This window comes from Agrobacterium sp. LAD9, from assembly GCF_003031125.1.
Classification (GTDB): Bacteria; Pseudomonadota; Alphaproteobacteria; order Rhizobiales; family Rhizobiaceae; genus Agrobacterium; species Agrobacterium radiobacter.
Window position 1 is genome coordinate 53,986 of record NZ_PHGS01000003.1, and the last position, 14,688, is coordinate 68,673.

Consider the following 14,688-nt stretch of genomic DNA (forward strand, 5'->3'; position numbering starts at 1 on the left):
CGGGAGGCTATGGCTTTTTTAATACTTGCCCTGCATTGTGAGCGCGGTCGACACAGGATTCACGAGATGCAGGAATGAAACGGGCAGAGCCGCAATCGTTGCAGGTCAGCCAGAACGAGTTGCAGGCGATGGCCTACAGCGACCCGCTGACGGGGCTGGGCAACCGCTACCGTTTGCGGGACAAGATCAGGATGCTTGCCAGCGAGCGCTCCAGCGATCCCGCCCCCTTCACGGTCGGCATTGCCAATATAGACGGCTTCAAACCCATCAACGATCTTTTCGGCGTGCAGGCGGGCGATGAAATCCTCTGTCAGGTCGCGCACCGGCTGAAGGCCTGCATTCCCGATGGCGCGGTCGTGACGCGCCATGACGGTGACGAATTCGCTTTCGTGCTGCCGCTGGTCTTCGAGCGCACTGGCGCCGAACGTATCGGCAACATGATCAAGGACGTGCTTTCTGCCCCTTATGATCTCGGCGACCGCAACGTCCGGCTTTCTTCCTCCTTCGGTTTCGCCATCTATCCCTTCGCCGGCGATGAATTCGAGGATTTGCTGAAAAGCGCCGAGACGGCGCTATACCGTTCGAAGCGGCGTGGCCGCGGCCAGATCACGGTCTATTCGCGTGAGATCGCTCAGGAGATGAAGCGCGCCACGCAGCTGGAACAGGCGCTTAGAAACGCCATCATCACCGATGCCATCGATGTGCATTTCCAGCCCATCGTCCGGCTGGAAGAGGCAAAGGTCATTGGTTTCGAGGCGCTGGCCCGCTGGAACGATCCCGATCTCGGTTTCGTATCGCCCGCGGTTTTTGTGCCGCTCGCCGAAGAGCGCGGTTTCATCGATGCGCTGTCGGAAGCCCTGCTCAGAAAGGCGGCGGAAGCGGCCCTGTTCTGGCCGCGTGAACTCTTCCTGTCCTTCAATCTCTCTTCCGCGCAATTGATGGACCCCAGCACGGCGGACAATATTCTGTCCATTCTCTCGCGTGTCGGCCTCGATCCGCATCGGCTGGAACTTGAGATCACCGAAACGGCTGTCATGACATCAGCCGATACCGCGCAACGCATCATCAGCGAATTGCAGAGCGCCGGCGTTCGCATTTCGCTTGACGATTTCGGCACCGGCCAGTCGAGCCTCGGCCGCCTGCGGGATTTCACCTTCGACAAGGTAAAGATCGACCGCGCCTTCGTGTCACGCATCAGCAGCGATCGTCCTTCCGAACATATCATCAAGGCCATCGTCGCCATGTGCGAAGGGCTCGATCTCGAAGTCGTGGCCGAGGGGATAGAAGAACGGGCGGAAGAGGAAAAGCTGCGCGCGCTCGGTTGCGCCATGGGGCAGGGCTATTTCTACGGCCGCCCCGCCGATGCCGCGGCGACCCAGCGGTATCTGCACGAGAATTACCGCGAGATATTGTCGGATATTTCCTGAGACAGAGCGGTCTGGCCGCGGCTGCAAGGCGGCGGACGCAATCTCCAACTTCCCTCATTCCTGTGCTTGTCACAGGAATCCAGCCGACGCGCGTCTGCGCGGCGAAACGACTCCTTTCAGCCCAAGGACTTGGGCTGGCTAGATTCCTGTGACAAGCACAGGAATGAGGAGAGTGCGGTGCGTGCCGCGTCTCAGAGCCTGTAAAGCGGCTCAAACCGGCCCTTGACGTCAACCCCGAGCTCGAACGTCAACCCATGCTGCGGATTGGCGGCAATGGCGTCGTCGTCTAGATGTTCGCGCGCCGAGGTGACAAGAAGGCGTGACGCGTCGGGGCCGATGAAGGCCGGGCAGGTCGTCTGTTTGCCGGGCACCTCATATCGGGCGATGTGATTGCCGTCCATATCGTAACGATCGACCGCACCCTCACCCCAGCGGGCGTTCCAGATATGCCCTTCGGCATCGCAGACGGATCCGTCCACGCCGCCTTTGATACCCGTGGAATCGATGAAGACTTCCGCCTTGCCGGAGGGCAGGCCGGTCCCGGCGTCAAGCGGCACCCGCATCAGCTTGTTCACCTTGGTATCGACGTAATATCCCGTCGCGCCATCGGGCGAGAAGCAGATCGAATTCGGAATGCTGATCTCGGCAAAGAGCTTCGTCACGATGCCTTTGGAAACATGGTAGATGCTGCCCGCGCCTGTCTCCGCCTTGCGACCCATGGTGCCGATCCACAGCGCGCCGGACGGGTGCATGCGCCCGTCATTGGAGCGGTTGCCGGGCAGGTCCTTTTCCAGCTCGGCATGCAGCGTCAGCACGCCGGTCGCCGTGTCTCGCAGGAAAAGCCCGTCATCGGAGGCGATCAGCTGCCTGCTGTCGCTGACCTTGGCGAGCGCGCTGCCCATGAAGGGCAGGGCGTGCACGGTCTTGCGGCCGGACGCGAGATGCAGCTCGTGCAGTTCCCGCTCGAGAATATTGAACCACCAGGCGGTGCCGGTCGCAGGGTCGAAGGTCGGGCCTTCGCCGAGCAGCATCGGCGTCTCGTCCAGAACACGTCCGGCAAAGGGAAAAACAGTCGCCAAGCTCTTATCCTCCGATGGCTGCATCATAGGCTGAAAGTGTGACGGTGGCGCGTTCGCGCACCTCCGCCGCCGTCATGCCCGGCTTGTAAAGGCTGGTGCCAAGCCCGAAAGCCGTAATGCCGGCGTTGGTATATTCCGCGAAGTTCCTGTCCGAGACGCCGCCGACAGCGGCGATGACCAGATCCTTCGGCAGGATGGTCCGGATCGCATTGATACCCGCGGGGCCGATGATGCTGGCGGGAAAGAACTTCAGCCCGGTCGCCCCGGCCTTTGCGGCCACCAGCGCCTCGGTGGGGGTGAGAACGCCCGGCATCGTCACCATGCCCTTGACGCGGGCGGCGACGATAACGTCGGCATCGGCATTGGGGCTGACCATCAGCTTGCCGCCGGCCGCATCCAGCGATTCCACCTCTTCCACGCTAAGCACGGTGCCGGCGCCGATCAGGCAATCGGCGGGCGCCATCTTTGCGGCGATCTCGATCGAGCGGAACGGATCGGGCGAATTGAGCGGGATTTCGATGGCGCGGAAGCCGGTCTCGATCAACGCGCCGACAACGCCTTCGGTTTCCTCGGGCTTCAGACCGCGCAGGATGGCGATCAGCGGATATTTGATGGAAGGGAAGGGAATACGCATGATGTCTCTTTATCCTATGGCCAGATGGCATTTGCAGCGGCGAGCAATCCGCGCCGCACGGCCTCGTCGGCGTCGATGACCGTATATTGAATATCGAGGGCTGCGAAGGCACCCTCGTAAAGCGCGCCGAGCGCACCGGAGCCGATCAGCACCACGGGCGTCTCCCGCTGTGCCGTCGAATGCGCACCGGCGATTTCCAGCCCGATCATGATGCCGGAGAGCTTGGCCTTGGCGTCGGTCGCGGTAAGCCCGTGCAGCAATTGCCCGGAGCGCAGGGTGAAAAAGCGATTGGTCGCAAGCGCGGGATGGGCGTAAATATCGCGCACGGCCGCCGTGAAAGCCTCATGCTCGCCGGTAAAGGCTTCGGCCTCTGCCACCGCATGGGAAAGGATCGTCTGTTTCGAGATGACTTCGAAGAGTTCGCCGGTCATGAAAGTGGCAAAACCCGTCACGCCGCCATCCTTGACGGTCACCCATTTGGAATGGGTGCCGGGCATGCAGACGAGTTTTTCACCGGCGTCCGAAGAAGCGAGAGCGCCAAGCAATTGCGTTTCTTCGCCGCGCATCACGTCGGGCGCGTTTTTATCCCGCTGCGCCAATCCCGGCAGAATGCGCACATCCCGCACCTGGCCCGGCACGCGAACCGCGCCATCGAGAACCGCCGAAAGCGATGCCGGCACGTCGATATAACCCGCTTCGACCCAGCCCTGCCGCGCTCCCGCCATGCCGCAGACGAGAACCGGCAGATCTTCCGGTGCGCCGATAGCGTCGAGATGCGATTGCAGCACCTCGGCAAAACCGGTCCGCATGGCGGTGGTCATGCCTTCCGTGCTTCTGCGCTCCGCCAGCACCGCGCCCGATCGGCTCATGAGCCAGAGCCGGAAACTGGTTGTACCCCAGTCGACGGCGATGAAAGCGGGTTCAGACATTATAGAAGGCCTCCGTCTACGATTATGGATTGCGCCGTGATGGCGCTCGATGCCGATGATGCGAGAAACAGGCACGGACCCGCCAGGTCGGCGGCGACGAGCGTGCGCTTCAGACATTGCCGCGCCGTGGTGGCGGTAATGCCCTCATCCGTCAGCCATAGTTCCTTCTGCCGCTCCGTCACGATCATGCCGGGCAGCAGCGTGTTGACGCGGATGTTTTCCGGGCCCAGCCGGCCGGCGAGGCTTTTCGTCAACCCGATAATGCCGGCCTTGGCCGCCGCATAGGATGGCAGCTCGCCCATGTTGAGCAGAAACGAGATGGACGAAAAATTGACGATAGAGGCGCCCTTCGCCTGCCGGAGATAGGGCAGGGCTGCCTGAACCGAGAAGAACATCTGCTTGAGATTGACCGCCTGATTGGCGTCCCAATAGGCTTCGGTCACCGTTTCTATATCGTGGCGGTCGTCCCAGGCGGCATTGTTGACGAGTACCCTGATGCCGCCGGTGGCCAAGGCCGCCGCCTCCACCGTCTTTCCGATCGCCGCGATATTGCGAAGGTCGGTTTTGAAGAAGTGGACCGGATGCTGCGCCGTTGTCGCAAGCCGCTTTACGAGCGCCAGGCTTGGCTCTTCGGCGATGTCGATGAAGGAAACCGTCGCTCCCTGCATCGCGAAGGCTTCCACCAGCGATGCCCCGATGCCGGAACCGCCGCCGGTGACGAGCACGCCCGCATCCTTGAGGTCCGGAAATTGGGCTTGCGTCATCGGCGTCATCTCATCCATTGAAAGGCTTGATTGTTCCATTATTTGGAACTAGATTTTACTAAATGGAATTATTCTCTTGGCGTCACGCTTATGTCAAGACAGATGACGGTGGATGTTGCCATGGCCGATAATAAAAAGCCCAATGGGCAAAAGCCTGATGCGGTTCCGATGGTGCAACGGAAAACCGGGAGTGACACGGGCACGCTCGGCAAGGCCGTCTCGCTGCTGGAGTTGATCGCCTTTGCCGACAAGCCGATGCGCTTTACCGATGTGGTCGAAGCCTGCGGTCAGCCGCGCGGCTCGGTTCACCGCCAGCTCGCCCATCTCGTCGCCGAGGGCCTTATCGATCACGCTGCCGATCAGACCTATGCCGTGGGGCTGAGACTGCTGCAACTGGCAGCGAAAGCCTGGAGCGGCAATGACCTGCGCAGCGTCGCGGCCCCGCATCTGGCAGCGTTGCAGGAGGTGACGCAGGAGTCCGTGCATCTCGCCGCGTTGAACGGCAGGCAGGTGACCTATCTCGACAAGATGGAGGGGCAGCACACATTGCGCATGCATTCGCAGGTCGGCAAAACCTCACCGGTCTATTGCACGGGGGTGGGCAAGGCGGCGCTGTCGCTGCTCGCCGGTGATGAACTGGCGGCGCTGACTGCGGAACTCGATTTTCATCGCTTCACGGAAAACACGATCACGACGACGGACGCGCTGATGGCTGACGTGGCGACCATTCGCGACAATGGCTACGGTTTCGACCTTCAGGAGCACGAGATCGGGATTCATTGCGTTGCCGCACCGGTCCGGGCGCCCGGGCGCAATTTTCGCGCGGCGATCTCCGTCACCGGTCCGGCCTATCGTGTGGATGTGGAACAGCTTCGCAAATGGGCCCCTCTGGTGCGCGAGACTGCCGATAGAATTTCCGATGATCTTGCCTGCAGATTATCCCCGGTTGCGGATGGTTGAGGAAAAAACGGGGCGTTAGCCGGTGGATTTTCCCTTATGGAAAGCGCGGGGACGCGTCCATTCAGGTGCATTTGATATTATTTTCGACTATTCTGAATTAAGTTTTCAACTTTTGTTTGCATGAATCGTTTTGGTGAGTAACATCCGCAACAATTTCCGGGCAAAGGCGGGCCTTTGCGGCGGCATTTTCTCATTCTCGAAGAACAGCTTTGATGCAGAAAACAGAGACGGCCGCCGTTCAGTCGATTGGTGTTGATTGCGTTCGCGAGATCGCTGATCTCAACACGCAATTCGATATATTCCGGTTTCTGAAGCGGCTGACGGAGGCCTGGGAATTCAGGGCTTTCATGGTGCTCGACCTGTCCTCGGAAGTGGCGAGCGAACTGTCGCAATATACTGTTATCACCAGCTGGCCGGCCGAGCTTTTGCAGCGCTACGATGAAGAGGGCATGCTGCAGACCAGCCGGGTGATGGCGCAGTTGAAAAAATCGACCGTCCCCTTTTCCGTCTCGATGGATTTTCTGGTCAGAGGCGACGGAGAAATCGCCAAGAAAACCGTGATCAACCTTTTCGAACGTTTCGAGATGATCAATTCGGTGTGGTTTCCCGTTCACGACATCACCATGCGACGCGGCGCGGTCTCGTTTTCCGGCAACAAGACGTCTCTGCCGGCCAACCGGCTTGCCGAGCTTTTCTACATTTCCAGCCATGTCTTTGCCCGGCTATCTGAAATACGACGCCTCGATTTGAGGGTTCCCGAAACATTGAGCGAGCGGGAGATCGACTGTCTGAACTGGACCGCCGCCGGCAAGACCAGCGCTGAAATTGCTGAAATCATGATGCTGTCGGAACACACCATCAATCATTACCTGAACCGCGCAACGAAAAAACTCGACACGGTCAACCGCACCCAGGCTGTCGCCAAAGCGCTGCGGGTCGGCCTGATAAAATAGCGAAACCGTAATTTTATCATTGTGATAAAGCGCTTCCTGGGCGATCCTCCTTTCGAATCACCGGAAAGGAGAAATCGTTTGCCGGAACGGCATAGGGTAAAAGCAGGATTTTCTCCGACTATCGACTGCGCCGTGCTGATAGCCGCTGCCGAAAAAGGCTTTGCTGCCGATGAGGGCATAGAACTCGAACTTTTCCGAAAACAGTCCGCGCGCGCCGTGCTTGCGGCGCTTGGCGAGGATGGCGTTCATGTCGCGCATCTGCCCGCCCCGGTTCCTGTTGGTTCCGCTGTTGGCCTGGATGATCTGCCGGGCGATATTGTCGGCGTTTTCACACTTTCCCTTGGCGGATCGGCAACGACCGTTTCGCACGGATTTTATGACGAACTTTACCGCGAAGGCCTGAAGCTGCCGGATCCGGCGGCTTTTGGGCGGGCCATGGCCCGCGTCTGCGCCGCGCGCCGCGCAGCAGGTGAAAACCCGCCGGTCTTTGCGGTTGAGGATATTGTCTCCACGCCATTTTATGCCCTGCGTTATCTACTCGGAAGCTGCGGCGTGCTGCTCGGCCGGGACATGGAAATCGTCGAAGCCCTGCCGAAGGCGATGCCGTCTCTGCTGGAAAGCGGCAAGGTCGATGCGCTCTGTACCGCCGAACCGGCGGGCAGCGCCGTGGTGCTGGGCGGCGGCGGCCGTATCGTCACCACGGGCGCGCTGATCTGGCACAATGCGCCTGAAAAGATACTGGCCGTGAAGACGCGCTGGGCAGAGGAAAACGCCGCCCTTCTGGAAGGGCTGCTGCGGGCGCTTTACCGTGCCGGTGAATGGTGCGCCAATGCCGCCAACATAGAGGAACTGGCCGGCATCCTCGCCGCGCCTCAATATCTGGATGAGAACGGCGAATTCCTGCTGCCGGCGCTGACGGGCTATATTTCCACCTCGCAGCGGGACATGCAGCGGTTTCAGGAGTTTTTCGTGACGAGCGCCAAGGCCGCCAATTTCCCATGGCAGAGCCAGGCCCTGTGGTTCTTCAGCCAGATGTTGCGCTGGGGCGAGGTTTCCGCCGATTACCGGCTCGATGCCGCCGTGGTGGAGGCCGCCCGCAACGCCTACCGGCCGGATATTTTCCGCAAGGCCATGAAGCCGCTTTTCGTGCCGGTGCCGGGTGCCAATCTGAAACTCGAAGGCACGTTGCGCGAGCCTGTTCATGTCGGCGCGTCGCGCACGGGTCTGGTGGTCGGCCCCGACTGTTTTTTCGACGGCCATGTTTTCGATCCGGAAACGCTGGCGATGGACGACGAAATCTGAAACGGCAGCGTTAAATCGTCGCGAATGCCTGACTGTCGCGCTTTGGCATTGGCGAAGCGCTCCGGCTTGTCTATGGATGGCACGCAATACCCGGTCGGACGATGTAGCGGAGCAGGAATATGGCAGAGGTCAGCAAGAGCCAGGTGGAAAAGGCGCTGGAAGCGGTGATCTATCCCGGCAGCGGTAAGAGCATCATCGCACTCGGCATGGTCTCGGAAATCTTCATCGCCGATGCGAAAGCCTATTTCTCGATCACCGTACCGGCCGACAAGGCTGCGGAGATGGAGCCGCTGCGGCTTGCCGCGGAACAGGCGGCCAAGGGCGTTGAGGGTATCGTCGGCGCGGTCGTCGCGCTGACGGCCGATCGCAAGCCCGGCCAGCAGCAACCGGCGCCGGCGCGCCCCGCCGCCGCACCCGGCCGGCCGGCCACACAGCCCGGTTCGTCAAAGGTGGGCGTACCGGGCGTGCGGGCCATCATCGCCGTGGCCTCGGGCAAGGGCGGGGTAGGCAAGTCGACGACCGCGGTCAATCTGGCGCTGGGTCTCCAGTCGCTCGGCCTGAAGGTCGGCATGCTCGATGCCGATATTTACGGCCCTTCGCTGCCGCGATTGCTGAAAATTTCCGGCCGTCCGAAGCAGCAGGAAGACCGCATCATCCTTCCCATGGAAAATTATGGACTGAAGGTCATGTCCATGGGTTTTCTGGTGGATGAGGAAGCAGCGATGATCTGGCGCGGGCCGATGGTGCAGTCCGCGCTGATGCAGATGCTGCGCGAAGTGGCCTGGGGCGAGTTGGATGTGCTGGTGCTGGACATGCCGCCCGGCACCGGCGATGCGCAGCTTACCATCGCCCAGCAGGTGCCGCTCGCCGGCGCGGTCATCGTCTCCACACCGCAGGATCTGGCGCTGATCGACGCGCGCAAGGGCATCACCATGTTCCGCAAGGTGGAGGTGCCGCTGCTCGGGGTTATCGAGAATATGAGCTATTTCATCGCGCCCGATACCGGCGCTCGTTATGATATTTTCGGCCATGGCGGGGCGAAGGCGGAAGCGGAAAGGATCGGCGTGCCCTTCCTCGGCGAAGTGCCGCTCACCATCTCCATCCGCGAAATGTCGGATGCCGGAACGCCTGTTGTCGCCGCCGAGCCTGATGGCCCGCAGGCCGCGATCTACCGCGATATCGCGCAAAAAGTCTGGGCGCGCATTGGTGCGAGCGAGCAAAAAGCCGCGCCGAGGATCGTTTTCGAATAATGCGCCAGTCGCGGACGCAAAGCGGGCAGGCATCTGCCCGCTTTGAATAATCCTTTGAAAACAGAAGATTAACCGAAAGTATCTGGTAGCATTTCCGGATTTGAACTCCAGAGATGCTTCGCCTGCAATGCTGTCGCGAAAAAATATTGCTTGATTGCATCTCGCTTTGGGCGCATACGCCTGCGCCGTTTGGCTCTTGGTTCATCGGGCTGGCGAGATTGTGAAATCCCGCCTGGTCCGGCGCTCCCTGAAGTGTCGTCCAAAGGTTTGCCGACGGCAAACAGGATATGTTAAGCAGCATTGCGGCAAGCCCGCGATGTGGAGCGGAGAAGCGGATTGATAAAAGCCTATCGCGCCAATTGCGAGGCGATCAGCCTGTCGGCAGTCGACGGCTCCGGACCGATTCCCGACGACATCGTCTGGATCGATCTCGTCAATCCAGACAGGGCGGAAGAGCAGCATGTGGAAAAGCTGCTGGGCGTGGAACTGCCGACGCGCGAAGACCTGAAGGATATCGAGCCTTCCAGTCGTCTCTATATGGAAGACGCCAATGTCTTCATGACCGCGTCTCTGGTGTGGAAGGCGGATTCGGATGATCCGCGCCTCACCGATGTCGCCTTCGTTCTGGTTGGCAAGCGTCTGGTGACAATCCGTTATGCCGAGCCGAAATCATTCCACCTTTTCATTGCCGCCATTACCCGCGCGCCGCACGAAATGCGCAGCGGCACGGCGCTGCTTTTGAAACTGCTCGAAACAATCGTCGACCGCACGGCGGAAATTCTCGAAAACTCGGTCACTGGCATCGATAATCTCGCCGCCGACATTCTCGGCAGCCAGGCCCGTTCCAAACGCAAGGCGCCGCGCTATCTCGAAGACCGCCTGACCAATATCGCCGCCTATCACCGGCTGATCTCGAAGGTCCGCGTCAGCCTCGCATCGCTGGCGCGGCTGCAGACCTTCCTCTCCACCAGCGATCAGGCTCGCGAGGACAAGGGAGCGAGGGAACAGGGCAAGTCGATCGGGCGCGATATTCAGTCGCTGAACGAACATGCCTCCTTCGTTTCCGGCAATCTGACCTTCCTGCTTGACGCCTCGCTCGGCATCATCAACATCGAGCAGAACGGCATCATCAAGATATTCTCGATTGCCTCGGTGGTGTTTTTGCCGCCCACGCTGGTGGCCTCGGTTTACGGAATGAACTTTCAACTCATGCCGGAGTTGAACTGGACGTTCGGTTATCCCCTGGCGCTTGTTATCATGCTGATGTCCGCAATCATCCCGTTTCTCTTTTTTCGTTGGAAGGGCTGGCTCTGAGGAGCCAGGATCATCATGTCCCAGATCGTTGACAAGGACGTTGCCGAGAAACCGGATGCCGATGACGAGCACAAGAACAAGGGGCTTTACGCCGCGATCCTTGGTTCGATCGGCGTCGTCTATGGCGATATCGGCACCAGCCCGCTCTATGCCTTTCGCGAAGCCCTGCGGCCCATCGCCTATGACGGGGTGACTCAGGAAGAAGTCATCGGCCTGACATCACTGATGATCTGGTCTTTGACGATCATCGTCACCTTCAAATATATCACGCTGCTGCTGCGCGCCGACAATGACGGCGAAGGCGGCACGCTTTCGCTGCTGGCGCTGCTGATGAAGACGGCGGGCACCCATCGCGGCGTGCTCATCGTGCTCGGCCTCATCGGTGCCGCCCTGTTTCTCGGCGATGCCATGATCACCCCGGCACTATCGGTGCTTTCGGCGGTGGAAGGCCTGAAACTCGTCACGCCGGAAATGGACGAGTTCATCATTCCGATTTCCGTCGGCATTCTCATTGGCCTCTTCGCCATTCAGTCTCACGGCACGGGCACGGTGGCGAAGTTCTTCGGGCCGATCACCGCTGTCTGGTTCATCGTCATGGGGCTTGCGGGCCTCATCCATATTGCCGACGATTTCAGCATTCTCTTTGCCTTCAACCCGTGGCATGCGGTCGAGTTTCTGGCGAATGAAGGTTTTTACGGCATCGTCGTGCTGGGCGCGGTCTTCCTGACGATAACAGGGGCGGAAGCGCTTTACGCCGATCTCGGCCATTTCGGTCGCCGTCCCATCCAGTGGGCGTGGTTCTGTCTGGTTTTCCCGGCATTGACGCTGAACTATCTCGGTCAGGGCGCGCTGGTGCTGAAAGACCCGGCGGCGATGTCCAATCCGTTCTATCTGATGTTCCCGCAATGGGCGATCCTGCCGGCCGTCATTCTGGCGACTGCCGCCACCATCATCGCCAGCCAGGCGGTCATAACAGGTGCGTTTTCGCTCGTGCGTCAGGCGATCCATCTCGGCTACCTGCCGCGCATGGAAATCCTCTTCACCTCGGAAACCAATACGGGGCAGATCTACCTGCCCGCCGTCAACACCATCCTGCTGTTCGGCGTCGTCGCGCTGGTGCTCACCTTCAAGAGTTCGGATGCGCTGGCCACCGCCTACGGTATTTCCGTGACGGGCGCGATGGTCGTCACCAGCCTGATGTTCTTCGAATTCGTGCGCAAGCGCTGGCAATGGTCGGTCTGGCTGGCAATCGCCGTGCTGGCCCCGCTTCTGGCGCTGGAACTGATCTTCCTTGGCGCGAATCTGCTCAAGATTCACGATGGCGGCTACGTGCCGGTGCTCTTGGCAATTGCCTTCACCGTCATCATGACCACCTGGCAGCGCGGCTCGAAAATCCTCTTCGCCAAGACCCGCCGCGGTGATGTGCCGTTAAAGGCTTTCGTCGCTTCGGTGGAAAAGGAAAGCGCCCATGCGCCGGTGCGTGTGCCCGGCACCGCGATTTTCTTGACCGGCGATCCGGAGGCCGCGCCGGCGGCACTGCTGCACAATCTCAAGCATAACCACGTTCTGCACGACAAGAACGTCATCCTGACGATCCGCACCGAAGACCAGCCGCGCGTTCACCCCGAGGATCGTTATACGCTGACGAAACTGAGTGATCGTTTTGCCGTGGTCGAACTGCATTTCGGCTTCATGGAAACGCAGAACGTCACCCAGGCGCTCGGCTATCTGCGCCGTACCGGCTACAAGTTCGACATCATGTCCACCTCGTTTTATCTCGGCCGCCGCAAGCTGGTGCCGGATCCGAAATCGGGCATGCCGGGCTGGCAGAACCGCCTCTTCATCGCACTCGCCGAAACGGCCGCCGATCCCTCGGACTACTTCCGCTTGCCCGCCAACCGCGTGGTGGAACTGGGTTCGCACGTCGTCGTCTGACGACGGGAGCATGCCTCTCGGCAGTCTAAAGCGCTCCTTCCTTCCGTCATGCCGGCTCAAGACCGGAATGACGGCGGTGGGGATGCCGTGCATGAAGCTGTGTCCGATACTATGGAATCTAAAGCAGCGCGACGCGCATTAGAATATGTTCACACATTAACGTGAAACCGCGTCCGTGCCCGGCGTTAACCAAGCATCAAGGTTAATAAGAGATTCTCGAACACCTGTAGCAAATATGGTTGTCGGTGTTCGGAGTGCTGGTTTTGCGTTCGAAAAGAGTAATGCGTCGTCGGTCCCCCGTGTCCCTTCAGGGGTGGGTGTCAAAATGGACCTCGCCCGTCGTCTTCGGCCTTGCCGCCTGGCTCGTTTTTCCATCCCTCGCTGCGCGTGCGGATCTGGCCTCGCTTCTGGCTGGGCTGGACAAGGGCGGGGAGCAATGGCGCATGGTGCTGACGGCATCTCCGGCAGGCTCCGTTCATAATGCCTCGCTGACGTTCGATGATGCCGCAGGGGAGGCCGCATTGCATGGCGGCGGCATGACCCTGCCCAATGGCAGCAAGGTCGCCTTTGTCACCAACAAGAAGGGTGAGGCAACGACGCCGGACAGCGAGCGCGTCAACCGCGCCGCCAAGAAGGGCCGCATCGTCGCAACCGAAATCATGCAGCCGCCCAAGGCCTTCACCGCCGGTTCCGTCCTGCAGCGCACCAGCATGCTGGATATCGAGCCGCTGAAGCGCAAGGACCGCACGGCTTTCGTCAAGCCGAAGCGCGGCAAGGACGTGGAACTCGCCTCCTTCTATTTCCGTCGTGAGGAAAAGAAGGCGGACAAAAGCGTCTCGCCGATGCTGGCCGAACTCATCACCAACAGGACGCCGGATATTCTCGCCACGGCTTACGCGCCGGCCGAGCCGGATTTCGCCCGCGAGTCGCCCTTCGACGCCATTCTCAAAAAGCCCGAGGCCGGTCGTTTCGTGCCGCAGATCAGCCAGGACGATCACGCCTGGGCAGCCACCCCGCTGCCGGCCGCCGTGTTTTCCGCAGCCGAACAGCAATGCCTGGCTTCAGGCATCTATTTCGAGGCGCGCGGAGAATCGGTGAAGGGACAGGCGGCCGTGGCACAGGTCATCCTCAACCGCGTGCGCAACCCCGCTTATCCGAAAACCATCTGCGGCGTCGTTTATCAGAACAAGGACTGGCGCAACCGCTGCCAGTTTTCTTTCGCCTGCGACAATATCAAGGACCGGGTGAACTCCGAACGCCACTGGAAGATGGCGCGCGAAGTGGCCATGGCCACCACCGCCGGCAAAATCTGGTTAAACGAAGTGGGCTCCGCTACCCATTATCACGCCGTTTATGTGCGTCCCGCCTGGGGCAAGTCCATGAAGAAGGTCGGCAGGATCGGCCTGCACGTCTTTTACCGTACCTATGGTGGCGGCTGGAGCTGATACCACCGCCGATTTGTCGCATTTTGCGTGTCAAAAATGCCGATTCCCTGGGGAAACATCGCCGCTAAACCGCGATTTGATGTCAAGCTGTTGTTTTTGCATGATTAATTTGTGCCAAAACAACCGCTCGCAGTGCCTTGACTAGAGAAGCCCCTAAAACTATGTTGCGCGCGACTTCAGAGCGGGCTGGAACAGGCTTAATCCGTCACCGTTTACAACTCCAAAGGGTTCTGGCATGGCTGGAACGGAGAAAATGGGTGGGATTTTAAGATGACTGGCAACCGTGACGATAGTCTGGACGAGCGCCGCAAGCGCCTTGCCGAAGAGCTGGCAAAGGTGAAGGCGGAGGATGAGGCGGAAGTGAGGGCGGAGACCAACGCTGCGGAAAACCGGAAAGGTTTTGCGATGGCGGTTAAGCTCTCATCGGAGTTCATTTCGGCCATCGTGGTCGGCGCTATGCTGGGTTATCTTCTGGACTATTTTGTCGGCACGACGCCGTGGGGGATGATCGTTCTTCTTCTTCTCGGTTTCTGCGCAGGCGTATTGAATGTGTTGCGCTCGACCGGCGCGGTGGCCAAGCCGCCGCTGCTGGAAAAGGCGGACAGACAGGACGAGGGTGGAAAAGACGGCGTTTAAGCTGTTTTTTCTTGCAGTTGAGATGCCGCGACAGGCGGCGACAGGTAAAGAGGGCAGCCG

Annotated in this window: 13 protein-coding genes; 9 read left to right on the forward strand and 4 right to left on the reverse strand. The window is 60.1% G+C overall.

The window, feature by feature from the left end:
• Window positions 1–74 precede the first annotated feature (74 nt).
• Entirely contained in the window at window positions 75–1,427 is a 1,353-nt protein-coding gene (locus tag DA915_RS03485) for a bifunctional diguanylate cyclase/phosphodiesterase (RefSeq protein WP_003503140.1), read from the forward strand.
• Between the two features lie 191 nt (window positions 1,428–1,618).
• On the opposite strand, the gene DA915_RS03495 is transcribed toward DA915_RS03485, so the two are convergent.
• Genes DA915_RS03495 through DA915_RS03510 form a run of 4 tightly spaced genes read right to left on the reverse strand, consistent with a single transcriptional unit; the run spans window position 1,619 to window position 4,851 of the window.
• Entirely contained in the window at window positions 1,619–2,506 is an 888-nt protein-coding gene (locus tag DA915_RS03495) for an SMP-30/gluconolactonase/LRE family protein (protein WP_107675171.1), read from the reverse strand.
• Between the two features lie 4 nt (window positions 2,507–2,510).
• On the reverse strand, window positions 2,511–3,140 hold the full coding sequence (locus DA915_RS03500; protein WP_003503136.1) for a 2-dehydro-3-deoxy-6-phosphogalactonate aldolase: 630 nt from the start codon (window positions 3,138–3,140) through the stop codon (window positions 2,511–2,513).
• 14 nt (window positions 3,141–3,154) lie between these two features.
• Window positions 3,155–4,069, reverse strand: coding sequence for a 2-dehydro-3-deoxygalactonokinase (locus DA915_RS03505; protein ID WP_107675172.1), 915 nt, complete (start codon window positions 4,067–4,069; stop codon window positions 3,155–3,157).
• Window positions 4,069–4,851, reverse strand: coding sequence for an SDR family NAD(P)-dependent oxidoreductase (locus DA915_RS03510; protein ID WP_192886393.1), 783 nt, complete (start codon window positions 4,849–4,851; stop codon window positions 4,069–4,071). The genes DA915_RS03505 and DA915_RS03510 overlap by 1 nt, the downstream gene beginning before the upstream one ends.
• 72 nt (window positions 4,852–4,923) lie before the next feature.
• On the opposite strand from DA915_RS03510, the gene DA915_RS03515 reads away from it, so the two are divergent.
• The 8 genes from DA915_RS03515 (at window position 4,924) to DA915_RS03550 (ending at window position 14,628) form a co-directional block, all read left to right on the forward strand.
• Window positions 4,924–5,793, forward strand: coding sequence for an IclR family transcriptional regulator (locus DA915_RS03515; RefSeq protein WP_192886394.1), 870 nt, complete (start codon window positions 4,924–4,926; stop codon window positions 5,791–5,793).
• A 212-nt stretch (window positions 5,794–6,005) separates the two neighbouring features.
• A complete protein-coding gene (locus tag DA915_RS03520) occupies window positions 6,006–6,746 on the forward strand; it encodes an autoinducer binding domain-containing protein (protein ID WP_003503128.1) in 741 nt (246 codons plus the stop codon).
• Window positions 6,747–6,824: 78 nt separating this feature from the next.
• Window positions 6,825–8,048 (forward strand): CmpA/NrtA family ABC transporter substrate-binding protein, encoded by a 1,224-nt coding sequence (locus DA915_RS03525; RefSeq protein ID WP_107675173.1) that lies wholly within the window; start codon window positions 6,825–6,827, stop codon window positions 8,046–8,048.
• Window positions 8,049–8,167: 119 nt separating this feature from the next.
• Window positions 8,168–9,298, forward strand: a complete 1,131-nt coding sequence (locus DA915_RS03530) for an Mrp/NBP35 family ATP-binding protein (RefSeq protein WP_107675174.1) — start codon at window positions 8,168–8,170, stop codon at window positions 9,296–9,298.
• 336 nt (window positions 9,299–9,634) lie between these two features.
• Window positions 9,635–10,612, forward strand: coding sequence for a magnesium transporter CorA family protein (locus tag DA915_RS03535; protein WP_080865900.1), 978 nt, complete (start codon window positions 9,635–9,637; stop codon window positions 10,610–10,612).
• A gap of 15 nt (window positions 10,613–10,627) precedes the next feature.
• The gene (locus DA915_RS03540; protein WP_003503124.1) at window positions 10,628–12,547 is read left to right on the forward strand and encodes a potassium transporter Kup; all 1,920 of its coding nucleotides are present in this window, start codon (window positions 10,628–10,630) and stop codon (window positions 12,545–12,547) included.
• A 281-nt stretch (window positions 12,548–12,828) separates the two neighbouring features.
• Window positions 12,829–13,992, forward strand: a complete 1,164-nt coding sequence (locus DA915_RS03545) for a cell wall hydrolase (RefSeq protein WP_060726062.1) — start codon at window positions 12,829–12,831, stop codon at window positions 13,990–13,992.
• Window positions 13,993–14,262: 270 nt separating this feature from the next.
• Complete coding sequence (locus tag DA915_RS03550) at window positions 14,263–14,628, forward strand: AtpZ/AtpI family protein (protein WP_003503122.1); 366 nt, start codon at window positions 14,263–14,265, stop codon at window positions 14,626–14,628.
• The last annotated feature ends 60 nt before the right edge of the window (window positions 14,629–14,688 follow it).

Bases quoted from the DNA above. Each gene is read 5' to 3' on its own strand.
- DA915_RS03485 (WP_003503140.1), top strand. From the start codon at position 75: ATGAAACGGGCAGAGCCGCAATCGTTGCAGGTCAGCCAGAACGAGTTG.
- DA915_RS03500 (WP_003503136.1), bottom strand. From the start codon at position 3,140: ATGCGTATTCCCTTCCCTTCCATCAAATATCCGCTGATCGCCATCCTG.
- DA915_RS03505 (WP_107675172.1), bottom strand. From the start codon at position 4,069: ATGTCTGAACCCGCTTTCATCGCCGTCGACTGGGGTACAACCAGTTTC.
- DA915_RS03510 (WP_192886393.1), bottom strand. From the start codon at position 4,851: ATGGATGAGATGACGCCGATGACGCAAGCCCAATTTCCGGACCTCAAG.
- DA915_RS03515 (WP_192886394.1), top strand. From the start codon at position 4,924: ATGTCAAGACAGATGACGGTGGATGTTGCCATGGCCGATAATAAAAAG.
- DA915_RS03520 (WP_003503128.1), top strand. From the start codon at position 6,006: ATGCAGAAAACAGAGACGGCCGCCGTTCAGTCGATTGGTGTTGATTGC.
- DA915_RS03530 (WP_107675174.1), top strand. From the start codon at position 8,168: ATGGCAGAGGTCAGCAAGAGCCAGGTGGAAAAGGCGCTGGAAGCGGTG.
- DA915_RS03540 (WP_003503124.1), top strand. From the start codon at position 10,628: ATGTCCCAGATCGTTGACAAGGACGTTGCCGAGAAACCGGATGCCGAT.
- DA915_RS03545 (WP_060726062.1), top strand. From the start codon at position 12,829: ATGCGTCGTCGGTCCCCCGTGTCCCTTCAGGGGTGGGTGTCAAAATGG.
- DA915_RS03550 (WP_003503122.1), top strand. From the start codon at position 14,263: ATGACTGGCAACCGTGACGATAGTCTGGACGAGCGCCGCAAGCGCCTT.